The sequence below is a fragment of the Pelagibacterium luteolum genome (assembly GCF_900100665.1).
GTDB classification, from domain to species: Bacteria; Pseudomonadota; Alphaproteobacteria; order Rhizobiales; family Devosiaceae; genus Pelagibacterium; species Pelagibacterium luteolum.
Window position 1 is genome coordinate 573,799 of sequence record NZ_FNCS01000001.1, and the last position, 22,696, is coordinate 596,494.

20 protein-coding genes are annotated in these 22,696 nt (G+C 61.5%); 16 read left to right on the plus strand and 4 right to left on the minus strand.

Annotated features, from left to right (window positions below):
- Window positions 1-42 precede the first annotated feature (42 nt).
- Window positions 43-471: an organic hydroperoxide resistance protein gene (locus BLR31_RS02780; RefSeq protein WP_090591112.1), complete on the plus strand. Its 429-nt coding sequence runs from the start codon at window positions 43-45 to the stop codon at window positions 469-471.
- A 58-nt stretch (window positions 472-529) separates the two neighbouring features.
- Here the strand turns inward: BLR31_RS02780 and BLR31_RS02785 are convergent, their stop codons facing one another.
- The 4 genes from BLR31_RS02785 to BLR31_RS02800 form a co-directional block, all read right to left on the minus strand.
- Complete coding sequence (locus BLR31_RS02785) at window positions 530-2,107, minus strand: glycoside hydrolase family 43 protein (protein ID WP_176762498.1); 1,578 nt, start codon at window positions 2,105-2,107, stop codon at window positions 530-532.
- Window positions 2,108-2,215: 108 nt separating this feature from the next.
- The gene (gene xylA, locus BLR31_RS02790; protein WP_090591120.1) at window positions 2,216-3,523 is read right to left on the minus strand and encodes a xylose isomerase; all 1,308 of its coding nucleotides are present in this window, start codon (window positions 3,521-3,523) and stop codon (window positions 2,216-2,218) included.
- Window positions 3,520-4,983 carry a xylulokinase gene (xylB, locus tag BLR31_RS02795; RefSeq protein ID WP_090591123.1) on the minus strand — a complete coding sequence of 488 codons (1,464 nt, stop codon included), beginning with the start codon at window positions 4,981-4,983 and terminating at the stop codon, window positions 3,520-3,522. Before xylB ends, xylA begins: the two co-directional genes overlap by 4 nt.
- A gap of 119 nt (window positions 4,984-5,102) precedes the next feature.
- On the minus strand, window positions 5,103-6,116 hold the full coding sequence (locus tag BLR31_RS02800) for a LacI family DNA-binding transcriptional regulator (RefSeq protein WP_176762474.1): 1,014 nt from the start codon (window positions 6,114-6,116) through the stop codon (window positions 5,103-5,105).
- Window positions 6,117-6,308: 192 nt separating this feature from the next.
- On the opposite strand from BLR31_RS02800, the gene BLR31_RS02805 reads away from it, so the two are divergent.
- The 15 genes from BLR31_RS02805 to ybeY all read left to right on the plus strand — a co-directional run bounded on the left by BLR31_RS02805 (window position 6,309) and on the right by ybeY (window position 22,660).
- Window positions 6,309-7,172, plus strand: a complete 864-nt coding sequence (locus BLR31_RS02805; protein ID WP_090591130.1) for a GNAT family N-acetyltransferase — start codon at window positions 6,309-6,311, stop codon at window positions 7,170-7,172.
- Between the two features lie 56 nt (window positions 7,173-7,228).
- A complete protein-coding gene (gene mutS, locus BLR31_RS02810) occupies window positions 7,229-9,934 on the plus strand; it encodes a DNA mismatch repair protein MutS (RefSeq protein WP_090591133.1) in 2,706 nt (901 codons plus the stop codon).
- Window positions 9,915-12,704: a [protein-PII] uridylyltransferase gene (locus BLR31_RS02815; protein ID WP_090591137.1), complete on the plus strand. Its 2,790-nt coding sequence runs from the start codon at window positions 9,915-9,917 to the stop codon at window positions 12,702-12,704. Before mutS ends, BLR31_RS02815 begins: the two co-directional genes overlap by 20 nt.
- A gap of 238 nt (window positions 12,705-12,942) precedes the next feature.
- Window positions 12,943-14,505, plus strand: a complete 1,563-nt coding sequence (gene murJ, locus BLR31_RS02820; RefSeq protein WP_090591140.1) for a murein biosynthesis integral membrane protein MurJ — start codon at window positions 12,943-12,945, stop codon at window positions 14,503-14,505.
- 48 nt (window positions 14,506-14,553) lie between these two features.
- Window positions 14,554-15,588, plus strand: a complete 1,035-nt coding sequence (gene trpS, locus BLR31_RS02825; RefSeq protein WP_090591143.1) for a tryptophan--tRNA ligase — start codon at window positions 14,554-14,556, stop codon at window positions 15,586-15,588.
- A 165-nt stretch (window positions 15,589-15,753) separates the two neighbouring features.
- Window positions 15,754-16,248: a universal stress protein gene (locus tag BLR31_RS02830; protein WP_090591146.1), complete on the plus strand. Its 495-nt coding sequence runs from the start codon at window positions 15,754-15,756 to the stop codon at window positions 16,246-16,248.
- A 133-nt stretch (window positions 16,249-16,381) separates the two neighbouring features.
- A complete protein-coding gene (locus BLR31_RS02835; RefSeq protein WP_090592066.1) occupies window positions 16,382-16,948 on the plus strand; it encodes a NifU family protein in 567 nt (188 codons plus the stop codon).
- 169 nt (window positions 16,949-17,117) lie between these two features.
- Window positions 17,118-17,306 carry a twin-arginine translocase TatA/TatE family subunit gene (gene tatA / locus BLR31_RS02840; protein ID WP_090592070.1) on the plus strand — a complete coding sequence of 63 codons (189 nt, stop codon included), beginning with the start codon at window positions 17,118-17,120 and terminating at the stop codon, window positions 17,304-17,306.
- A 49-nt stretch (window positions 17,307-17,355) separates the two neighbouring features.
- Window positions 17,356-17,952 carry a tRNA (adenosine(37)-N6)-threonylcarbamoyltransferase complex dimerization subunit type 1 TsaB gene (gene tsaB, locus BLR31_RS02845; protein ID WP_090591149.1) on the plus strand — a complete coding sequence of 199 codons (597 nt, stop codon included), beginning with the start codon at window positions 17,356-17,358 and terminating at the stop codon, window positions 17,950-17,952.
- Window positions 17,949-18,428, plus strand: a complete 480-nt coding sequence (rimI, locus tag BLR31_RS02850; protein WP_090591153.1) for a ribosomal protein S18-alanine N-acetyltransferase — start codon at window positions 17,949-17,951, stop codon at window positions 18,426-18,428. Before tsaB ends, rimI begins: the two co-directional genes overlap by 4 nt.
- 34 nt (window positions 18,429-18,462) lie before the next feature.
- Window positions 18,463-18,894, plus strand: a complete 432-nt coding sequence (locus BLR31_RS02855) for a Fur family transcriptional regulator (protein WP_090591157.1) — start codon at window positions 18,463-18,465, stop codon at window positions 18,892-18,894.
- 12 nt (window positions 18,895-18,906) lie between these two features.
- Window positions 18,907-19,689 carry a lysophospholipid acyltransferase family protein gene (locus tag BLR31_RS02860; protein ID WP_090591161.1) on the plus strand — a complete coding sequence of 261 codons (783 nt, stop codon included), beginning with the start codon at window positions 18,907-18,909 and terminating at the stop codon, window positions 19,687-19,689.
- A 10-nt stretch (window positions 19,690-19,699) separates the two neighbouring features.
- Complete coding sequence (miaB, locus tag BLR31_RS02865; protein ID WP_090591165.1) at window positions 19,700-21,085, plus strand: tRNA (N6-isopentenyl adenosine(37)-C2)-methylthiotransferase MiaB; 1,386 nt, start codon at window positions 19,700-19,702, stop codon at window positions 21,083-21,085.
- 49 nt (window positions 21,086-21,134) lie between these two features.
- Entirely contained in the window at window positions 21,135-22,172 is a 1,038-nt protein-coding gene (locus BLR31_RS02870; RefSeq protein ID WP_090592074.1) for a PhoH family protein, read from the plus strand.
- The gene (gene ybeY, locus BLR31_RS02875) at window positions 22,169-22,660 is read left to right on the plus strand and encodes an rRNA maturation RNase YbeY (RefSeq protein ID WP_090591167.1); all 492 of its coding nucleotides are present in this window, start codon (window positions 22,169-22,171) and stop codon (window positions 22,658-22,660) included. Before BLR31_RS02870 ends, ybeY begins: the two co-directional genes overlap by 4 nt.
- Window positions 22,661-22,696 lie beyond the last annotated feature (36 nt).

The following is a 22,696-nucleotide window of genomic DNA, read 5'->3' on the forward strand; positions in this document are numbered from 1 at the left end:
TGGTTCTCAAGCCCGAAATGCTCAACCTTTGAGGAGCCCATCATGGAAATCGCTTACACAGCCCACGCCACAGCCACAGGCGGCGGTCGCGACAAGGGTCATTCGAAAACCGATGACGGCAAGGTCGATGTCAATTTGTCGACACCCAAGGAAATGGGTGGATCGGGCGAAGGCACCAATCCCGAGCAGCTTTTTGCGACCGGCTATGCTGCGTGCTTTTTGGGCGCCCTGCGGTTTGCCGCCAGCCAGGACAAGGAAAAACTCCCCGACGATACGAATGTCACGGCCGATGTCGGCATCGGCAAGCGCGATGATGGCGAAGGCTTCGGCCTCAAGGTCGCGCTCACCATTGCCATTCCGGGTTATGACGCCGAAAGGGCCAAGAACCTCGTTGATCGGGCCCATGTCATTTGCCCCTATTCGCATGCTACAAAGGGCAATATCGAAGTGAGCCTAACGACTAAGGGCTAAAAATTTTCGGCGCTGACGGATTCACGTGAAACCGTCAGCGCCTTTTTTGTGCCTGCCGTTAGAGCGGGCGATAGACGAAATGCGAGAAGTCGGCTTCGCGGGCCGAACCGTTCAGATCCTGTGCCGCAACACCCAGGAACGCGCCGGTAAAGCTGCCATGCTCGGCATGTCCGCCGCATTCGTCCGAAAGGATCGACGCGTCGAGTTCGGGACCGATCTTTGTCCAGTCATCTCCGCCCTGCGCATAAAAATACTGCAGTTTAGAGTTCTCGATCCGCATCTTCATCCGCACCGGTCCTGCACCAACCCGAACAGGGCTTCCCCAATAGGTCAATTTCCCGTCGGGGTGCGAAACCACAGAGGAAAAGATCGCCAGTTCGCGATTACCCTCAGGATCGGCCGTCAGATGCAGATAGTGGAAGTTGTAGCGCCCATAATAGCCGGTCAGTCCGGCCATTTCGCGCTCGTCCTGCGGCTCGAACGAAACCTCGGTTTCGACTTCCACATTGAAATGCTGCTGCCGCCGGGCGACCAGCGCCTGCTCGAACCATGACGCGATGGATTCGCGCCCGATCAGCTTAAGCTTTCCGCCCTCGAGCCGGAAAATCCGCTCGGTTTCAGGCGTGCGCAGCCACTGGAAATCGATATGCAGATCGCCATCGAAGTGGTAGCGCCGCTCGGCATCGAAGGCGGCCTGATCATATGTGCCCGGCACCTCGACCTCGGACGCCGGAAGGTTCGTGCCGCCGACGAGATAGAGCCAATCGTCATCCCGCCACTCGCATTTCTGCAGCGCGGTCTCGCGGCCGAGGACGCAGCGGCGCTTTTGCGTCGTCGGGCGCCCCGTCAGGTGCACGAGATAGGTCTCGCCATCGGGCGTTTCGACAAGGTCGCCATGCCCGGCCCGCTGCAGCGGGTTCAAAATATCGTCCTTGGCGGTGACGAGATACATGTCGGGATGCAGTTCATACGGCCCGTCGATATTGCGTGACCGCGCCAGCGTCGCCGCGTGATCGTAACCGGTGCCGCCTTCGGCGGTCAGCAGATAGTACCAGCCATTGCGCTTATAGAGATGCGGGCCCTCGACCAGCATCAGCGGCGAGCCCTTGAAGATATTCTTGCGCTCACCGACCAGCTTTCCGGATTTGGCGTCGAATTCCTGCAGCGCGATGCCGGTGAAGCGGTGATGCCCCTCGCGGTGGTCCCACAACATGTTGACGAACCATTTTTTCCCATCGTCATCGTGAAACAGCGAGGGATCGAACCCGGACGAATTGACATAGATCGGGTCCGACCACGGCCCGGTGATCTCGTCGGCCGTGACGATATAATTATGCGCGTCCTTGAAGTTGCCGTCCTTACGCTTGACGTCGGTATAGACCAGCCAGAACTTCTCCCCGTCATGGGTGAGACACGGTGCCCAGATGCCGCAGGAATCGGGATTGCCGCGCATGTCGAGCTGGCTCTTGCGCGTCAGCGGCCGGGTCAAAAGCTCCCAATTGGCAAGGTCTTTCGAATGATGAATCTGGACGCCCGGATACCATTCGAAGGTCGAGGTCGCGATGTAGTAGTCCTCCCCAACCCGCAGGATCGAAGGATCGGGGTTGAACCCCGGCAGAATTGGATTTTGGCGCATGGGCATGAGTGGTTTCCTCCTAGGGGCAAGGCCCCCTCACCGCCCTGAAGGGCACCCTCTCCCTATGGAGGAGAGGGCCGGGGTGAGGGGGCCTTCCTTTTGTCTAAATCAAACGAACCGGTTGACCAGGTTCTCGAGATATTCCTGACGACCCGACTTGGGCTGCGGGTTGATGTTGTCCTTCTCTACCCAGGCAGCGATATCCTCGAGCGTCCTCTCGCCCTTGAGCATCGCTTGGGCTTCGGCGCCCTGCCAGCCGGCATAGCGATCGGTGAGGAATTTGTCGTATGTCCCATCCTCGATCATCGCCGCGGCAGCTTTCAGCCCCCGAGCGCAGGTGTCCATGCCGCCGATATGGCCGTGCAGCAGGTCTTCGGGATCGATCGACTGGCGTCGCAGCTTGGCGTCGAAATTGGTGCCGCCGGTCTTGAGTCCGCCATCCTTGAGGATGTGATAGTACGCCAGCGCCACTTCGGGCACGTTGTTGGGGAACTGGTCGGTATCCCAGCCCGACTGCATGTCGTTGCGGTTCATGTCGATGGACCCCAGAATGCCATGCGCCGACGCCATCGCCACTTCGTGCTCGAAGGTGTGGCCGGCGAGGATGGCGTGCCCGACCTCGATATTGACCTTCACCTCTTTTTCCAGCCCGTACTTCTTCAAGAACCCATAGACCGTCGAAACGTCGTAGTCGTATTGGTGCTTGGTAGGTTCCTGAGGCTTAGGCTCGATCAGGATGGTGCCCTTGAATCCGGTCTTGTGCTTGTAATCGACAACCATCGACAGCATCCGCGCCATCTGGTCCATTTCCTGGCTCAGATTGGTGTTGAGCAGGGTTTCATAGCCCTCGCGACCGCCCCAGAGCACATAGTTCTCGCCGCCCAGCCGGTGGGTGACGTCCATGTTGGCTTTGATGGTCGCTGCCGCATAGGCAAAGACGTCCGGATCGGGGTTGGTCGCGGCCCCGGCCATGAAGCGTCGGTTGGAAAAGAGGTTCGCCGTACCCCAGAGCAGTTTGACCCCGGTTTCAGCGATCTTTTTCTCAAAGATATCGGCCAGCGCATCGAGCCGCTTCTTGCTCTCGACAAAGCTCTCGCCCTCGGGCCGCACGTCGGCGTCGTGGAAACAGAAATAGGGCGCGCCGAGCAGCGAGAACAATTCGAATGCCACATCGGCCTTGAGTTTGGCCGCGTCCATTTCGCCGTCAAACCACGGCCGCTCGAAGGTGCGTCCGCCGAACGGATCGCCACCTTCCCACGCAAACGAATGCCAATAGGCAATCGCAAAGCGCAGATGGTCTTCCATGCGCTTGCCCATGACGATCTCGTCAGGGTTGTAATGGCGAAACGCCAGCGGATTGCTGCTCTCTGGACCCTCGTATTTGACCTTGCTCAGGCCTTTGAAAAAGTCGGTCATTGTGCTCGGGCCTCCTCGATCCCCGAATAGAGTGCGCGATAGCGCGCGTAGTTTTGGTCATAGGCCGATTTCAGATCGGCCCGTGGTTGAATGGTCTTTTCGATTTTTGGCCGGGTGCAGACCGATTTGGGGTCGGCACCCGTCGCTGCAATCAGCCCCAGCCGCGCCGCACCGAACGCGCCGCCGAAATCGCCGTCTTCGGGTACATCGATCGCCATGCCCAAATTGGTGGCGATCATTTCGAGCCAGAGATCGGATTTCGACCCGCCTCCGACTGCCATCAGCGTGTCGATTTTAGTCCCCGCATCGGTCAAAACCCGCTGACAGTCGCGCACGGCAAAGGCCACGCCCTCCATGACCGCCTGCCCCATGGTCCGGGCGTCGGAAAGGTGCGACAGGCCCACAAACGAGCCCCGCGCCGCAGCATTGTTGTGCGGGGTGCGCTCGCCTGACAGATAGGGCAGGAACATCTCGTCCCCGGGCCCCGAAAAGTCCGCCGCAACAGCCTGTGAGATGCGCGAGGCGTCCTGCCCGACGAGCTTTGAAAACCAGTTGAGGCTATCGGTCGCCGAAAGAAACACCCCCATCTGGTGCCAGGTGTCGGGAATGGCGTGGCAGAATGCGTGCACGGCGCCTTCGGTGTTGGGCCGGAACTTGTCGTTGGAGACGAAAAGAACGCCCGATGTGCCCAGCGACACGAACCCCGTGCCGGGCTCGACCGCTCCGATGCCGCAGGCCGAAGCGGCATTGTCGCCCCCGCCCCCGGCCACTACGGGCGCCTCGGTGATGCCCCAGCGTTTGCAGAGATCACCAAGAAGCTGCCCCGACCCCTCGCTGCCTTCGACGAGCGTCGGCATGTTTTCGGTGGTCAGCCCAGTCACCGCCAGAAGGTCATCCGACCAGCCGCGATATTCCACGTCCAGCCACAGCGTGCCCGAGGCGTCCGACATGTCCGACACATATTTTCCGGTCAGCAGCAGCCGCACATAATCCTTGGGCAGCAGCACCTTGGCGATGCGCGCGTAATTGTCGGGCTCATGCTTTTTGACCCAAAGAATCTTCGGCGCCGTAAATCCCGGCATGGCGATGTTGCCGGCGATCTGGCGCAGGCTGGGCAGCTCCGCCTCCATTTCGCGGCATTCCTGGGCCGACCGCACGTCGTTCCACAAGATGGCCGGACGGATCACCTTATCGTCCTTGTCGAGCAGCGTTGCGCCATGCATCTGGCCAGATAGCCCGATGCCCCTGATCCTGCTGACCTCCTGGGGGTGCTTGTCCTTGAGCGCATCGACCGCCTTGAGCACCGCGTCCCACCAATGGGCTGGGTCCTGTTCGGAAAATCCGGCCTTGGGACGCGAAACGGTGAGCGGTGCATTGGCCTCGCCCAATGCGTTGCCCTCGCCATCGATGAGCATCGCCTTGACCCCGGACGTCCCGATATCCAAGCCGAGATAGGTCATGCAGTCACCACAAACGTCACCATTGATGGACGTACCTCATAAACGCGCATGTCTAAAAATCCTCCTCTTGGGCTGCCCGCTGGCGGGGTGTTTTCCAAGCTGTATGTGAAGCTGAAAACCTATCGCAGATTGTCGCGCAGGAAAACCTTGATCTCGAGTTCGCTTTCCGGCGGCGCCGCATCGGCGCCCAGAACCAGCCGCTTTGCGGCAGCGCAGACCGCACGGATTTCGGTCTCCGGGCTCTGGTCGATCACCACGTCAACGGCCCCGGAGGCTAGCGCGGCCCGCGTCGGCCCCGTCAGTTCGTGGGCAATCACCGTCACGCCCGTCATCTGCGCTTCCTTGAGCGCCATCAGCATGCCGGCATTGCCCGCCCCGACATTGTAAAGCCCGGCAAGATCTGGATAGGCCCGAAACATTTCGAGGCTCTTTTCATATGTGGGGGTAAATTCGTCCTGGCCCTCGACTGGGCCGACAATCTCGATCCCCGGATATTCGGCGCCCAGAACTGCACGAAATCCCGTGACACGCTCTGCGTGATCGATCAATTCGAGCGAGCCGGCCACGAGCCCGACCTTTGCCCCCTTGCGGCAAAACCGGCCCATCAGCGATCCGGCGGTGCGTCCGGCCGCCTGATTGTCGATCCCGACGAAGGAGTGCCGGTCCGAGCCCGGAAGGTCCGAAACCAGCGTGATCACTTTTACGCCGCGCTGGCTGGCCCGCGCCACGGCGGCGTGAACTTCGGGCTTGTCGATGGCAACGATCACCGCGCAATCGCTCGTATCGGTCGAAACCGCATCGAGCGCATCGGCCAGCGCCTTGGTGTCCATGGCCCTGACGCGCCGCAGATCGAGCCTAAGGCGCTCGGCGCGCACCTGATCGCCGACGGTTTCGACCGCTTCGGCCAGCTTGTTCATGAACTGATTGGTGCCCTCGGGCACGATGACCGTCAGCCCGATATCGCGGGCCCGCGCCAGCATGGACGCCGTGAGATCGCGCCGAAAGCCGATATCGGCAATCGCCGTCTCGACCTTTTCGATCGTGGCGGGTTTCACCCCCGGCCGCGCGTTGAGCACCCGATCGACAGTCGCCAGCGACACCCCTGCCGCTCGCGCCAGATCATGCACAGTCACACGCCCGCCATTCTCCACGTCGGATAGCCCTCCCACCTCGGTCTTTGAGGTACGTAAAGCATTTCTGCTTTTGCGATCCGCGTCAAGGGGTGCGCTGAGTCTCGTTAGGCGCACTCAAATGTCGCTCGAGCCTCTAGAATTGTCTCCCCATGCCACATTCACACCGCTCCCCTTCTCGTCTAGAACACCCTCATGACCCCGCAACTGGCCACCACCACCGCGCTTCGTGCGCGTCTTGACCCGTTTCTGGCCCGCCTCGGCCAGTTCGAGGTGCGTCTGGCGATAACCGACGCTGAGCGCCACGCGGCCTATCGGTTGCGCTATGAGGTGTTCCATCGCGAACGCGGCGTCGATGCACCATGGATGGATCACGCGAACCACATCGAATGCGATGCCTTCGACCCCCATTGCGACCATATCATCGTAATCGACAGCGCGACCGAAACCCCCGACGAGTCCCCGGCTATCGTCGGCACCTACCGTGTGATGGCAAATCCCGCTCCGGGGCTTGGCTATTATGCTAACGCCGAATTCGACCTCGACGCGCTATTGCAAAAGCATGACGACACACGGTTTTGCGAAGTGGGCCGGTCCTGCGTCGCGCCGGCCTACCGGTCCATGCGCACCATCGAGGCGCTCTGGTGCGGACTGTGGGTCTATGCCTGCCGCAATAGCATAGACGCGTTCATCGGCGCTGCCAGTTTCCCCGGCACCGACCCCAAAGAGCACGCCTTGGCGCTCTCCTTTTTGCGCCATCACGCGCCGGCCAAAACCGACTGGACGGCGCAGGTGCGCGGCCGAGGCGTCCCTATGGCCATGATCCCCGCGGCTGCAATCGATCGCCACGCCGCCTTGCGTGCCATGCCACCGCTCGTGCGCGGCTATTTGCGGCTCAATGCGCGCTTTGCCACCGAGGCATTCATCGACCGGGCTTTCGGCACGACCGACGTCCTGGTCATCGCCCCCCTGGCCGCAGCGCCGCTTCCCTATCGCGAACGGATGGCGCGCGTCACAGGGGCCCGCCATCCGCACCAAGATCGAGTGTTGGAATCGTGACGGTTTTATCTTAGCGTGCGCCGCCAACCCTTAGCGTTCGAGCCAGTCTAGCCCTGATGTCCCACCCCGCGCCAAAGGCCGAAGACGCCATGCCCGAGATGTCGGCCATGACGCCGATGATGGCGCAATTTTTCGAGATCAAGTCGGTCAATCCCGGCTATCTGCTGTTCTATCGCATGGGCGATTTCTACGAGCTGTTTTTCGACGACGCCGAAATCGCCGCTGCAGCTCTGGGCATCACGCTCACCAAGCGCGGAAAACATCTGGGCGAAGACATCCCAATGTGCGGCGTGCCCATTCACGCCGCCCAGGAGTATTTGCGAAAGCTGATCGCGCTTGGCCACCGCGTTGCCGTCTGCGAGCAGATCGAAGACCCCGCCGAGGCCAAGAAACGCGGATCGAAATCGGTCGTCAAACGCGATGTGGTGCGGCTGGTCACGCCCGGCACCCTGACCGAAGACGATCTGCTGCCGGCGCGCGGCAACAATTTTCTCGCCTGCCTCGCCCGGCTCGGCGCCGATGGGGAAGGCTACGCTCTCGCCTGGGCCGATATTTCAACCGGCGATCTTCTGCTCGCCGATCTGGCCAAAGATACGCTGGCCGATGAGATCGCCCGCATCGATCCGGCCGAGCTTTTGATGTCCGAGAGGCTCGCCGATCAGCTCACCGAAACCCGCGTCCTGCCATTGGATCGCCTTGCCGCGATCAGCCGCCGCCCGCATGAGAGTTTCGATTCCGAAACCGGCGCCACCCTTTTGCGCGAAACCTTCGAAAAGGGTGCTGTCGATCCGACGGCCTTTTCGCGAGCGGCCCGCGCGGCCCTTGGAGCGCTGATCGCTTATGTCGCCGACACCCAGAAGGGCGTTTCAGTCTTGCTTCGCGCGCCGAAAATCGAGGCGCTGTCAGCCCATATGCAGATCGATGCGGCAACCCGCGCATCGCTCGAAATCCTCGCCACCCAGCGCGGTGAAATCCGTGGCTCTTTGCGCGCCACCATCGATTTGACCGTTACAGGCGCCGGCGCGCGCCTTTTCGCCGCCCGGCTCGCCGCGCCATTGAACGATCCCGACGCGATCAACGATCGCCTCGATATGGTCGGCACGCTGATCGATCATTCAATCGAAACCGACGCGATCCGCAAAACCCTGCGCGCCGCGCCCGATATTGCCCGGTCCCTGACCCGCCTCACTCTCGAACGCGGTGGCCCGCGCGATCTCAAAGCTATCGGCAAGGGCATCGCCCAGGCCCGCGCTCTCGCTGCAACGCTTGGCGCGCTATCCGATCTCCCCTCGGGCCTCAAATCGATCGCATCCGGTCTCGACGCCGCGCCGCAAATCCTCGCCGATGAATTTGCAGCGGCCCTTGCCGACGAACCGCCGCTTTTGGCCCGCGATGGTGGCTTCATCGCCGCGGGTTATGATGCCGAACTCGACACCCAGCGCCGTCTGGGCAGCGAAAGCCGCAAAGTGGTGGCCGAGCTCCAGGCCGAACTTGTCGACGTCACCGGCGTCAAAGCGCTCAAAATCAAGCACAACAATGTGCTCGGATTTTTCATCGAAGTCCCCGCCACCCATGGCGGCAAACTGATCGAAGAACCCCGCTTCATCCATCGCCAGACCCTCGCCAACGCCATGCGGTTCACCACAGGCGAGTTGGCCGACCTCGAAGGCAAGATCGCCCGCGCCAACCAGATCGCCGTCGAGATCGAGTTGAAAATCTTCGACCGGCTGCGGGAGGCCGCTATGGTGCAAAGCGCGGCTCTCATCGCCGCTGCCGATGCCATGGCCGCGCTCGACGTATCGGCCGCTCTCGCGACCCTTGCTGCCCAGCGCGGCTATGCCCGCCCCCAGATCGACGACAGCCTCGCCTTTCTGATCGAGGGCGGCCGCCATCCCGTTGTCGAAAAAAACCTCGAGGTCGAGGGCCAGTCCTTTGTCGCCAACGACGCCGATCTGTCCGCCCCGGAATCGGGCGATGGCGGCCAGCTCTGGCTGGTCACGGGCCCCAATATGGGCGGTAAATCGACTTTTCTGCGCCAGAACGCTTTGATCGCCATCATGGCGCAGATGGGTGGGTTCGTCCCCGCCACTTCCGCCCATATCGGGGTGATCGACAGGGTATTCTCCCGCGTCGGCGCATCCGACGATATCGCCCAGGGCCGCTCGACCTTCATGGTCGAAATGGTCGAAACCGCAGCCATTTTGAACCGCGCCACCAAAGCCTCCCTCGTCATTCTCGATGAGATCGGCCGCGGCACGGCAACCTTCGACGGGCTCTCGATCGCCTGGGCCTGCGTCGAAACCCTGCACGAAACCACCGGGTGCCGGGCGATCTTTGCCACCCATTATCATGAGCTGACCGCGCTCTCGGGCACGCTTTCCCGCGTCTCCAACCACACGATGAGCGTGCGCGAATACAAGGGCGACGTCATCTTTTTGCACGAAGTCGTCCCCGGCGCCGCCGACAGATCCTACGGCATCCAGGTCGCCAAGCTCGCCGGCCTCCCCGCCCCGGTCATCACCCGCGCCCGCCAGGTCCTCGACCTATTGGAGGCGCAGGGGCAATCCAATCCCAAATCGGCCCTTGCGGATTTGCCGCTCTTTGCCCATATGCCAGCCCCTGCGGCGCGCGCCGCGAAACCGGATGCTAACCCGATCCTTGATATGATTGCGTCGGTGCGCCCCGACGATCTCTCGCCCCGTGATGCGCTCGACTGGATTTATGAACTCAAAAAGGCTGCCCATGCCGACGGCGACCATTGAACCGATTGCGCGCAAGAAGGCCGGCCAGCCAGACGCCGAAGCGCTGATCGCCTCGGTACGTGACGGCCTGGGCGATGTTGCGCCCGATTCCACCGAGGCCCGCACCGCCCTTCTGGCCGCGGTCCGCGCTGCGCTAAAGCAGGCGCGCAAATCGGCCGAGATCGAACTGATCGAAACCCACAAGGGCACCCGCTGCGCGCAAACCCTTGCCGCCGCCGAAGACGAAATCATCAGGGCCGTCCATCTCTGGGCCACGCGCTACGTTTTCCCGCGCGAAAACCCCTCGGGCGCCGAATCCCTCGCCATTGCGGCGGTCGGCGGCTATGGCCGCGGCACGCTGGCCCCGGGCTCGGATATCGATCTCCTGTTCATCCTGCCCTACAAGCAAACCCCCTGGGGCGAGAGCGTCACCGAATACGTCCTCTATATGCTCTGGGATCTGGGCCAGAAGGTCGGCCACGCCGTGCGCTCGGTCGATGAATCGATCCGCATGGCGCGCTCGGACATGACGGTGCGCACAGCAACGCTCGAAAGCCGTTTCCTCGCCGGCGACGAAAAGCTGTTCGATCAGATGCGCACCCGGTTCGAAACCGAGATCGTCGAAAAGACCGGCCCGGAATTCATCGCCGCAAAGATGGCCGAGCGCGACGCGCGCCACGACGCCCAGGGCAACACCCGCTACGTTGTCGAACCCAACGTCAAGGACGGCAAGGGGGGCCTGCGCGACCTCAATACACTCTACTGGATCGGCAAATATTTCTATCGCGTCCAGACCTCGACCGAGCTGATCGGAAAGGGCGTGTTCTCGAAATCCGAATACCGCGCCTTCCAGCGCGCCGAGGATTTCTTGTGGGCCGTGCGCTGCAATCTCCACTTCCTCGTCGGTCGCGCCGATGACCGGTTGACCTTCGAGGTGCAGCAGGAAATGGCCGAGCGCCTGGGCTATTCCAACCGCGCCGGCATGCTCGGGGTCGAGCGCTTCATGAAGCGCTATTTCCTCGTCGCCAAGGATGTGGGCGATCTCACCCGCATCTTTTGCACCAGCCTCGAATTTGCCCACGCCAAAAAGGTCGATGCCTTTGGCCGCGTGTTCGGCAATTTCCGCAAAGCCCGCCGCGCCATTCGCGGCGAGCCCGATTTCGCACTCGAGCACGGCCGCATCACGGTCGCCAATGACGAGGTGTTCGAAAAAGACCCAGTCAACATCATCAAGATTTTCTGGGTGGCGGGCCGCGAGGCGGTGATGTTCCACCCCGACGCGTTAAAGCTTCTGACCCGCTCCATGCGGCTGATCGATGCCAAGCTGCGCAACAATGAGCGCGCCAACGCCTATTTCCTCGATATCCTGACCACGCCCAAATCGGTCGAGCGCGTGCTGCGCCGCATGAACGAGTCCGGGGTTCTGGGCAAGTTCGTGCCCGAATTCGGCAAGATCGTCGCCCTGATGCAGTTCAACATGTATCACCACTATACGGTCGACGAGCACCTGATCCGCGCCGTGGGCGTCATGGCCGATATCGCCAATGGCGGGCTCAAGACCGAACTGCCCCTGACCCACGAACTCCTGCCCCACCTCCAGGACACGCGCCTTTTATATGTGGCGCTGTTCATCCACGATATCGCCAAAGGCCGCCCGCAGGACCATTCCGAAGCCGGCGAGGTGATCGCACGCAAATTCTGCCCGCGTTTGGGGCTCTCGGCGGCTGAAACCGACACGGTCGCCTGGCTGGTGCGCTATCATTTGCTGATGAGCGAAATCGCCCAGTCGCGCGATATCCAGGACCCCGAAACCGCCCGAAATTTCGCCGCGATCGTCCAGAGCCCCCAGCGTCTGGCGCTGTTGATGATCTTGACGGCCTGCGACATCCGCGCGGTGGGTCCAGGCACCTGGACGGGGTGGAAGGGCTCGCTCCTGCGCGCGCTTTATTATGCCACCGAGCCCCTGCTCTCGGGCGGGCATTCCCAGGTCTCCCAGCGCGACAGGATTTCCGAGGCGCAGGACGAATTGCGCGCTGGGCTCAGCGATTGGCCGGAGGACAAGACCAACGCCTATATCGAGCGCCATTTCCCCAATTACTGGCTGCGCGCCGAGCCCGAACTGCAACTGGCCCATGCGCGCATGATCGACGCCGCCGAGGCCCGCAACGCCAGTTTTGCCGGCTCCACATCGATCAAGACGTTTGAATCGATCACCGAAGTCACCTTCTACACCCCCGATCACCCGCGCCTTCTCTCGCTCATCGCCGGCGCCTGCACCATGGCCGATGCCTCGATCATCGGTGCGCAGATTTTCAACACCCGGGACGGCTTTGCCCTCGACACTTTTCGCCTGCGCCGCGCCTTTACCTCCGACGAGGACGAAAAGATCAGGGCTTCGCGCATCACCGATACGGTCAAGGCTCTGCTCGAGGGCCGAAAATACCTGCCCGCCGATCTCGGCGTCGATTCGCGCTACAATCGCCGCTTGAAGCCCTTTTCTGTCCCCACCGAGATTTTCATTTCCAACGCGCTCTCGGACAAATTCACGGTCATCGAAATCTCCGGCCTCGACCGCACCGGCCTCTTGTTTCATCTCACCCGCGCCTTGTCCGATCTCAACCTCACCATCGGTTCGGCCCATATCGGCACCTATGGCGAAAAGGCCGTCGACGTTTTCTACGTCACCGACCTGATGGGCACCAAGATCACCTCAAAGGTCCGCCAAAAGCGCATACACGACGCCCTCACCGCCGTCTTCGCCCCCGCCCGCCGCGAAAAGGCCTCGGCGTGAGCCCCCTCTGCCCTTTGCGCATCTCCGCATCCGCGCACCTATCCTCAGCTGCGCCCCACGCCCATCCGTCATCCTCGGGCGTGACCCGAGGACCCATGCCGCGCATCCAAACCCGATATCGCGCCCTAGACGCCATCGCGCCAACCGGCCCCGACCTATTCATTCTGGGGAGAGGTCGACGCGAAGTGGAGGGTGAGGGGGCCTTGCGACGAGCGACATCCTTCTACGAGACCCACCCATGAGCCTCTTCCGCAACACCATGTCGGTTGGTGGCCTCACGCTTGTCTCACGCATATTCGGCTTTGTCCGCGACGCGCTGATCGCCGCCGTGCTCGGCATCGGGCCGGCCGCCGATGCGTTTCAGGCCGCGTTCCGGTTCCCAAACCTGTTCCGGCGTTTGTTCGCCGAAGGGGCGTTCAACACCGCCTTTGTGCCGATGTTTTCCGGCGCGCTCGAAACGTCGGGCGCCGAAGAAGCCAAAAAACTCGCCGGGCGCATCATGAGCTGGCTGGTCGTGGCGATCCTCATCGTCACGATCCTCGCCGAGATCTTCATGGAACCGATCATGATGGTCTTCGTCCCCGGCTTCGTGGACGATCCGGAAAAGTTCGCGCTCACCGTCTTCCTCTCGCGCATCATGTTCCCCTATCTCGCCTGCATGTCGCTCATGGCGGCCTATGGCGCGATTTTGAACTCGCTGGGCAAATTCTTCGCCGCCGCCTTCGCCCCGGTGCTTTTAAACATCGTCAACATCGCGGTCCTCGTACCGCTGGCCTTTCTGACGCTCGAAAACCCAGCCGATGTCGCCTTCTGGCTTGGCATCGCGGCCATGGCGGGGGGGGTCGCGCAACTGGCGCTGGTGTTTTTCGCCATTCGCCGCGCCGGATTTCTGCCCGCCATCGGCTGGCCGCGCTATACCGGTGAGGTCAAGCGCTTCTGGCTGCTCGCGCTGCCGGCCATCGCCGCGGGTGGCATCGTCCAGATCAACGTCTTTGTCGGCACCGTCATCGCCTCACAGGCCGATGCGGCGATCGCCATCATCGCCAATGCAGACAGGCTCTACCAATTGCCCCTCGGAATCATCGGCATCGCCATCGGCACTGTGCTCCTGCCCGAGCTGTCGCGCCATTTGTCTGCCGGCCGCGATATCGAGGCCCGCGCCAGCCAGAGCCAGGCTCTCCTGCTCTCGATGACCCTGACGCTGCCCGCAGCCACTGCGCTGATCGCCCTGGCCGTCCCCATCGTGCGCGTGCTGTTCGAGCGCGGCGCCTTCGATGCCTTTGCGACGATCGCGGTCTCCGAAGCCCTCATGGGGTTTGCCGTCGGCCTCCCCGCCTTCGTTTTGATCCGCGTCCTCCAGCCGGGGTTCTTTTCGCGCAAGGATACCAAGACGCCAACGCTGATTGCCGGGCTTTCGCTCGTGGTGAATATCGCCGTCTCGCTCACCCTCTGGCCCCATCTCGAACACATCGGCATCGCCATCGCCACATCCACCTCGGCCTGGGTCAATGTCCTGCTGCTGGCGACGCTTTTGGCCCGGCGCGGCCATTTCCGCCTCGATGGCGGGGAAACCGTAAAACTGGCCGGCACGTTCGGGGTAGCGTTCGCCATGGGCGCAGTGCTGTGGTTCATCGCTGGCTGGGCGGCGCCGGTCTTTGCCTCGGGTGCCAATTTCGCACTTCAGGCTCTTGCGCTCATGGTGCTGTGCGGGTTGGGCGCCGCCTTCTATTTTGCCCTCCTTCACGTCACAGGCATCCAGCCTTTGGGCGCCATCCTCGCGCGCTTGCGGCGTCGTGGCTAAGCGGCTAAACCCGGACCCTTGAACGTTTCCGACTTTGGACTGTCCTCCATGGCTTTCACCAATCGCGTCTTTTCCGGCATCAAGCCCTCGGGCGATCTGCATTTGGGCAATTATCTCGGCGCCATCCGCCGTTTCGTGCCGCTGCAGAACGATTTCGAGTGCATCTATTGCGTCGTCGATATGCACGCGATCACCGTCTGGCAGGACCCCGCTGATTTGAAGCGCTGGACCTATGAAATCGCCGCGGCCTACATCGCGGCGGGCGTCGATCCCAAGGCGCACATCATCTTCAACCAGTCCCAAATCGCCGAACACGCCGAATTGGCCTGGGTGTTCAATTGCGTCGCCCGCATGGGCTGGATGTCGCGCATGACCCAGTTCAAGGACAAGGCCGGCAAGAACTCCGAAAACGTTTCGCTCGGGCTCTTTGCCTACCCTTCGCTCATGGCCGCAGATATCCTGCTCTATAAGGCGACGCACGTGCCGGTGGGCGAAGATCAAAAGCAGCACCTGGAACTGGCCCGCGACATCGCGGCCAAGTTCAACCACGACTTCGCCGCCTCGCTTGCCGCCAATAGCCTCGACGAAGAGTTCTTCCCCCAGCCAGAACCGGTAATCACCGGCCCGGCCACACGGGTGATGAGCCTGCGCGACGGAACGAAAAAGATGAGCAAGTCGGAATCTTCGTCCGACATGGCGACGATCTATCTGATGGACGATGCCGAAACGATCACCAAGAAGATCAAGAAGGCCAAGTCCGACGCCGACGCTCTGCCGTCGGAAGAAAAAGGTCTCGAAGGGCGCCCGGAAGCGGCCAATCTGGTCGGCATCTACGCAGCGTTGTCCGACAAGACAGTCGATGAAGTTCTCGCTGAATTCGGTGGCCAGGGCTTTGGCGCCTTCAAGCCCGCACTGGCCGATCTCGCCGTCTCGGTCTTGTCGCCTCAGGCCGAAGAGATGCGCCGGCTCGTCGCCGATCCGGCCCAGATCGAAACAATCCTCCGCGACGGCGCCGATCGCGCCCGCGAGATTGCTCAAAAGACCATGACCGAAGTCCGCGATATCGTGGGCTTCATTCGCTAAAACAATCAGTTGCGGTGGCACGACCTTAGCCACCGCACCCGCCGTCATCCTCGTTCTCGACCCGAGGACCCACCTGCTTTCACAGCCACGCCCATCGACCCACTTGCGCGATCGCAATACCCCGTGCGAGATTGCACCCGCCCGTAAACTATTCGGACATCTTCTTTGACCGATATCGACGACCGCGACGACGACGAGTACAAGCGCAAATTCCTTGTCATCGTCGACGACAGCCCCGAATGCGCCAAGGCAGTGACGTTCGCCGCCCTGCGTGTGCGCCGCACAGGTGGCACCGTTGTTCTTCTTTCGGTGATCGAATCCGATCAGTACCAGCACTGGCTCGGGGTGGAAGAAATCATGCGCGCCGAGGCCTATGAAGCCATCGATACGCTGCAATCGCGCCACGCTGCCAACATCGCCGCCTTCGGTTCGATCAAGGTCGAGAAAGTCGTGCGCGAGGGCAAGACCACCGAAGCCATCGAAGAGCTTCTGGCCGACGATTCCGATATCGCCATTCTGGTTCTGGCCGCAGCCGACTCATCGGAAGGTCCGGGCCCGCTCGTCGCCTCGATCATCGCGCGGGGCAATAACGCGTTGCGCGTGCCCGTGACGGTCGTGCCGGGCTCGATTTCGGACGCCGATCTCGCTGCAATCTGCTGATTTTCGCGCATCGGTGTTGCCAACTCCAGAATAGCGCGGTCGATCATGCGCATATTCGCCTTGCAAAACCCGTATATGCGCCTATTTTAGAAGCCAACTTGGAATGGTTCTAAAAAGGCCCGTGAGGCACGACATGTTTATTCAGACTGAAGCGACCCCCAATCCGGCAACGCTGAAATTTCTCCCAGGACGCGATGTCCTGGTAGGCGAACCGCGCGATTTCCGCGACCACGAGGCGGCCCGCATCTCCCCGCTCGCCTCTGCATTGTTCTCCGTTGATGGCGTCACCGGCGTGTTTTTGGGTTCCGACTTCGTATCGGTCACCAAGGACGAAGCCATTGATTGGGCTCACATAAAGCCTGCCATCCTCGGCGCCGTCATGGAACATTTCATGAGCGGCAAGCCCATCCTCGCCGAGGGCGCGGCATCCGAACCCGTCGATACCAGTGATGAATTTTTCGAGACCGAAGACGCCGAAACCGTCGAGGTGATCAAGGAACTTCTCGCCACCCGCGTCCGGCCTGCCGTCGCCATGGACGGCGGCGACATCACCTTCAAGGGCTATAAGGAAGGCACCGTCTTCCTCCACATGCAGGGCGCCTGTTCCGGCTGCCCCTCATCGACCGCGACCCTGAAATCGGGCATCGAAAACCTCCTGCGTCACTTCGTCCCCGGCGTTGAACAGGTCCAGCAAATCTAGGAATTTGCACGCAAACTCATACAGTTAGGCCTCACGCCTTGAAAACCGGTCCCGCAGAAATGCTGGGCCGGTTTTTTCATTTGCCCAAGATTTGCCACGACCCGGGCGGAGAGTTTGCTTGCCCGCCGCACGCAGATCGCGCGCCGACCGGCATTCGGAGTTTTCCAAAATGGGTGCATTCAGCCTTTCCCACTGGCTCATCGTTCTGGCCGTGGTGGTCATCGTCTTCGGCCCCGGCCGCATCAAGGGCCTGATGGGTGATCTGGGCACGGGGATCAAGAGCTTCCGTCAGGGGCTGGCCGACGACGAGCCTGCGCCCCAGCCGATCCCGGTCGAGGTTAGAAAAGACGAGCACTAGCCGCAGGTTGCAGCTTGCCGCTTTGGGGTTTTGGCCCTAAATCGGTTGCATGACGACGCCTGTTACCCTTGCCATCGACACCGCCCGCGATCGCCTGCAACTGGCGCTCGTCGCTGGTGATGGCAGCGTTGCGACCGAAATCCGCGATATCGACAAGGGCCATGCCGAGATCATTTTCGAGGCGATAGAGGCGCTTCTCACGCGCAGCGGTGCGAGCTATCAAACCCTTGATCGTATTGGTGTTTCCACCGGACCGGGATCGTTCACGGGGCTGCGAATCGGTTTATCGACAGCGCGGGGTCTGGGCTTGGCCCTAGATATTCCGGTTATCGGGGTTCCGACACTGCTTGCCCTATCGCTGGTCCATCTAGGCCCGAGCGAAATCATCATCGACGCCAAGCGCAACGAAGCTTACCGCCAGAGCTTTTCCGCGCCCGGCAAGCCTCGCGACCATGCCGAACTCGTTGATTTCACCCATACGCTGCGGGCCGCATCGCGCACCGAGCCCGACGATCCGATGATCGATATCGCCCGCCTCGCCGCCTTCGCCGCGAAAGCACGACCTTCGGAATTTCCACCCGATCCGACCTATATCCGCGCTGCCGACGCCAAGCCGCAGACCAAATTCGGCGTCGCGCGCCAATGAGTTACTGGCCTGCTCCCAATGGCCTGCACATTGCGCGGGGGGAAACCCGCGACGCTCGCGAAATGGCCAAGCTCCATGCGCAGGGGTTTTTTCGCGGCTGGCCCAGTTCCGATTTCGAAGCCTATCTCGCCGATCCGCACACGACGCCCGGCTATGTCGCGATCGATGCTAAGCGCGATCTCGCCGGCTTTGCCATGCTGCGGCTGGCCGGCGATGAAAGCGAACTTTTGACCATTGCCGTCGACCCCCGTCAGCGCGGCAGAAAAATCGGGCGAGCGTTGCTTGCCGCAGCCTTTGCAGACCTCGCCATGAGTCCGGTCAAAACCATGTTTCTCGAAGTCGATGAGACCAACGCGCCTGCGATTAAACTCTATCGCGCCTTCGGTTTTGCCGACATCGGAACCCGAAAAGGCTATTATCCAAAGCCGGACGGCTCGGTGGCCACCGCCCTTGTCATGCGGGCCTCGATCGTCTAACCGGACCAGATCAGCGGACGCAGGAGAATGCGCCATGGAGATCGTGCCCGCCGAGGCAACTTTGGAAGAGCAATGCGTGGCGCGCAACATGCGCATGACAGAGCAGCGCCGGGTCATCGCCCGCGTGCTTGAAGCCGCGTCCGACCATCCCGATGTCGAAGAACTCTACCGTCGCGCCTCCGCCGTCGACCCGCGCATCTCTCTCTCGACGGTCTATCGGACCGTCAATCTGTTCGAGGAAGCCGGGCTCGTCACAAAGCATGATTTCAAGGACGGCCGCGCCCGGTTCGAACAGATACCTGACGAACATCACGATCATCTGATCGACATTCGCTCGGGCAAGGTCATCGAATTTCGCAATGAAGAAATCGAGGCCATCCAGGAAGTGATCGCCAAAAAGCTCGGCTACAAGCTCGTCGACCACAGGCTCGAGCTCTATGCGATCCCGTTGGAAAAGGACTCCTAGGCGCCGGTCGCCATGGTCCTGCGCCTCGCATTCCTCAGCCTCGTTCTCTTGCCGTTCACCCTGGTCGGGCTGCCGGTTCAACTTGTGGTTCTGGCCCTACGTCTCCCGGAATGGTGGGTCCTCCCGCTGGTCTTTTTCAAGATTGCGGCGTTCGGACTAGGCTTGCGCGTGCGTGTTGTCGGAGAACCTTTGCAAAAGGCCCCTGTCTTGCTGGTCGCCAATCACACGGGCTGGCTCGATATCATCGCCATCGCTTCGAAAATCCCGGTCAGTTTCGTTGCTAAATCCGACGTGGGCGGCTGGCCGATCATAGGCTGGTTGGCAAGGCTGCAGAAAACCGTCTTCGTCGACCGCACGCGCCGCACCGACACGGGCCGCACATCGGGTGAAATGCGCGACAGGCTGGCATCTGGCACCCCGGTCCTGCTGTTTGCCGAAGGCACGTCCGACATCGGCACCCATGTGCTGCCATTTCGCTCGGCGCTTCTGGGGGCGGCCATGGATGACAAAACGCTGATCCAGCCCCTTGCCATCGCCTATACCGCCATCTCCGGCCTGCCGCTGTCGCGGCATGAACGCCCAGTGTTGGCTTGGGTTGGCGATATGGCGCTGGGCGACAATCTCTGGTCGATTCTCAAGTCCGGCCCCAAGGACATCACCATCGCGCTTGGCACCCCGTTTGCCGGAAATGGCGATCGAAAGGCCAGCGCCCAGCGGGCTCATGCGCAGGTGCGGCAAATGCTCAATGCGCTTAACCGCCGACACCCTTTGCCAAACCCTCAGGATTTGGTGTAAACCGCGCCCCATGAGCGAAAACCAGCCCAACCTCCCCAATGCCAAGAAGGTCTTCATTAAGACCTATGGCTGCCAGATGAACGTCTATGACAGCGATCGGATGACCGACGCCCTGGCGCCGCACGGCTATTCGCCGACCCAGGACATGGGCGAGGCCGATTTGGTGCTTCTAAACACCTGCCATATCCGAGAAAAGGCCGCCGAAAAGGTCTATTCCGAGCTTGGCCGTATCCGCGATTTCCGCAATGAGCGCGAACCAGGCGCCAAAAAGATGTTGATTGGCGTCGCCGGTTGCGTCGCCCAGGCCGAAGGCGAAGAGATCATGGCGCGCGCGCCGGCTGTCGATCTTGTGTTCGGCCCGCAATCCTATCACCGCCTGCCCGAACTTTTGTCGAAAGCCCAGACGGGCCGGGTCATCGACACCGAATTCCCGGAAGAAGACAAGTTCGCCCACTTGCCCGCTGCGCGCAAGGAAGTGACGATTTCGCGCGGGCTGACGGCATTTCTGACCGTCCAGGAAGGCTGCGATAAATTCTGTTCTTTCTGTGTCGTGCCCTATACGCGCGGCGCGGAAGTATCGCGCCCTGTGGCGCAGGTTCTTGCCGAAGCGCGCGGGCTTGCCGATGCAGGGGTGCGGGAGATCACGCTGCTGGGCCAGAACGTCAACGCCTATCACGGGCTCGGCGCCGATGGGCAACCGGTAAGCCTTGGCGCGCTCTGTCATATGTTGGCAGAAATCGACGGCATCGAGCGCATTCGCTATACGACCAGCCATCCCCGCGACATGGATGACGAATTGATCGCAGCCCACAGGGACTTGCCGGAACTCATGCCCTATCTGCATCTGCCGGTGCAGTCGGGCTCTGACTCGATCCTCAAGGCCATGAACCGCAAGCACACGGCGGCCCAATATTTCGAGATCATCGATCGCATCCGCGCCGCCCGGCCCGATATGGCGATTTCCGGCGATTTCATAGTCGGCTTCCCGGGAGAGACCGACGCGGACTTCGCGGCGACCGTCGAAATGGTCAGAAAGATCGGCTACGCCTCGGCGTTTTCGTTCAAATATTCCACACGCCCCGGAACGCCGGGTGCGCAGATGGACAACCAGATCGAAGAGCACGTCAAAGCCGAGCGCCTGGAAGTGCTGCAGGCCGAGATCACCCGCCAGTCCCAGGCTTTTAACGCCGGTTGTGTCGGGCTGACCATGCCGGTGCTGATCGACAAGCCCGGCCGCAATCCGGGTCAGGTTTCGGGCCGCTCACCCTATCTTCAGCCTGTGCATATCCCCGCCGATCCCGGACTGATCGGGCAGATCCTGCCGGTCGAAATCGTCGGTCAGGCAAAAAATTCGCTCGAAGGCAGAATTATCACAGCGAACGCAAAGGCGGTCTGATACGTTTCGTGTTGGTAAGAGTCGCTACACCCTCGTGGAGCTTAACCGTTTGACACGGAATTTCAGGTCGCAGCCCGACCAATCCGCCGCCGCCCATCTCGAACTGGCCTTCGAAGACAATCGGCTCGTCTCTCAACTTTACGGCGAATTCGACCAGAACCTAGCGCTCATCGAGCAGCGCATGGGGGTCGAAGCCAATTCGCGCGGCAATCATGTGATGCTGCGCGGCGGCGCCAACGCGGTCGATCAGGCCCGCCGGGTGCTCGAATCGCTTTACGACATGCTCGAAGAGGGCAAGCAAGTCGGCCCTGCCGATGTCGATGGCGTTATGCGCATGGTCCAGACCGAGGACAATCAGCTTTCGCTGCCGACGCTGGAGAAGAAGGGCAAGGTGCGCATGGCTCAGATCGCCACGCGCAAGGCGACCATTGTGGCCCGCAATCCGGCTCAGGACGGCTATATCCGCGCCATGGACCGCTTCGAGATGGTGTTCGGCGTCGGCCCGGCTGGTACCGGCAAGACCTATCTGGCTGTCGCTCATGCGGCGACCTTGCTCGAACGGGGCGAGATATCCCGCATCATCCTCTCGCGCCCTGCGGTTGAAGCTGGCGAACGGCTCGGGTTTCTGCCCGGCGATCTGAAAGAAAAGGTCGATCCTTATCTGCGCCCGCTCTATGACGCGCTTTACGACATGATGCAGCCCGAAGTCGTCGAGCGCTGCCTGGCCGCCGGGACCATCGAAGTGGCCCCGCTAGCTTTCATGCGCGGACGCACGCTCTCGAATGCCGCCGTGATCCTCGATGAGGCGCAGAATACCACATCGATGCAGATGAAGATGTTTTTGACCCGACTGGGCGAAAATTCGAAGATGATCGTCACCGGCGATCCCACCCAGGTCGATCTGCCGCGTGGGGAAAAGTCGGGACTTGTCGAAGCGCTCAATCTTTTGACCGACATCGAAGGCATTCACATCACCCGATTCTCCGACAAGGACGTGGTGCGCCACGCGCTGGTCGCCCGGATCGTGCGCGCCTATGAAGGGGCGACGGGCAAGGCGCCGTCCGGCGAAGGAAAGCTCGAAGTTTGAGCGAAATCCTCAGTGTCGAGATCAACCGCGAAGCGGGTGAGTGGCCCGACGGGCTGGATGCGATCGCCGAGCGCGCGCTTCTTGTCGCTTTGCAGAACTCTGGTTTTGCCATCGACGGGCCGTGCGAAATCAGCGTGCTTTTGACCGATGATGCCGGCCAGCAACGGCTCAACAGCCAGTGGCGGGGCAAGGACAAAGCGACAAATGTCCTGTCGTTCCCGGCACTGGGTGAAGATGATCCGATCGAGGGAATGCTGGGCGATATTTCTCTCGCTCACGAAACCCTGAGCCGCGAAGCGGTCGAACTGGAAAAGCCGTTTGAGCACCATTTTGCCCATCTTCTGGTGCACGGCATGCTTCACGTTCTCGGATATGATCACGAAACAGAAGACGAGGCTCTTGCCATGGAGGCAAGAGAGACCGATATTATGGGGCTGCTGGGTTACCCCGATCCCTATGATGGACAGGAACTCATCGACAGGGATTAGACGTCCCGCTCACGCAACCAGATACGGAGTGCCGAC

Excerpts from the sequence above, each read along its gene's own strand:
- trpS (WP_090591143.1), top strand. The coding sequence starts at position 14,554 with ATGGCTTTCACCAATCGCGTCTTTTCCGGCATCAAGCCCTCGGGCGAT.
- xylB (WP_090591123.1), bottom strand. The coding sequence starts at position 4,983 with ATGACCTATCTCGGCTTGGATATCGGGACGTCCGGGGTCAAGGCGATG.
- BLR31_RS02780 (WP_090591112.1), top strand. The coding sequence starts at position 43 with ATGGAAATCGCTTACACAGCCCACGCCACAGCCACAGGCGGCGGTCGC.
- murJ (WP_090591140.1), top strand. The coding sequence starts at position 12,943 with ATGAGCCTCTTCCGCAACACCATGTCGGTTGGTGGCCTCACGCTTGTC.
- tsaB (WP_090591149.1), top strand. The coding sequence starts at position 17,356 with ATGACGACGCCTGTTACCCTTGCCATCGACACCGCCCGCGATCGCCTG.
- BLR31_RS02805 (WP_090591130.1), top strand. The coding sequence starts at position 6,309 with ATGACCCCGCAACTGGCCACCACCACCGCGCTTCGTGCGCGTCTTGAC.
- miaB (WP_090591165.1), top strand. The coding sequence starts at position 19,700 with ATGAGCGAAAACCAGCCCAACCTCCCCAATGCCAAGAAGGTCTTCATT.
- BLR31_RS02815 (WP_090591137.1), top strand. The coding sequence starts at position 9,915 with ATGCCGACGGCGACCATTGAACCGATTGCGCGCAAGAAGGCCGGCCAG.
- tatA (WP_090592070.1), top strand. The coding sequence starts at position 17,118 with ATGGGTGCATTCAGCCTTTCCCACTGGCTCATCGTTCTGGCCGTGGTG.
- mutS (WP_090591133.1), top strand. The coding sequence starts at position 7,229 with ATGTCCCACCCCGCGCCAAAGGCCGAAGACGCCATGCCCGAGATGTCG.
- BLR31_RS02785 (WP_176762498.1), bottom strand. The coding sequence starts at position 2,107 with ATGCGCCAAAATCCAATTCTGCCGGGGTTCAACCCCGATCCTTCGATC.
- BLR31_RS02835 (WP_090592066.1), top strand. The coding sequence starts at position 16,382 with ATGTTTATTCAGACTGAAGCGACCCCCAATCCGGCAACGCTGAAATTT.
- rimI (WP_090591153.1), top strand. The coding sequence starts at position 17,949 with ATGAGTTACTGGCCTGCTCCCAATGGCCTGCACATTGCGCGGGGGGAA.
- BLR31_RS02860 (WP_090591161.1), top strand. The coding sequence starts at position 18,907 with ATGGTCCTGCGCCTCGCATTCCTCAGCCTCGTTCTCTTGCCGTTCACC.
- BLR31_RS02855 (WP_090591157.1), top strand. The coding sequence starts at position 18,463 with ATGGAGATCGTGCCCGCCGAGGCAACTTTGGAAGAGCAATGCGTGGCG.
- xylA (WP_090591120.1), bottom strand. The coding sequence starts at position 3,523 with ATGACCGACTTTTTCAAAGGCCTGAGCAAGGTCAAATACGAGGGTCCA.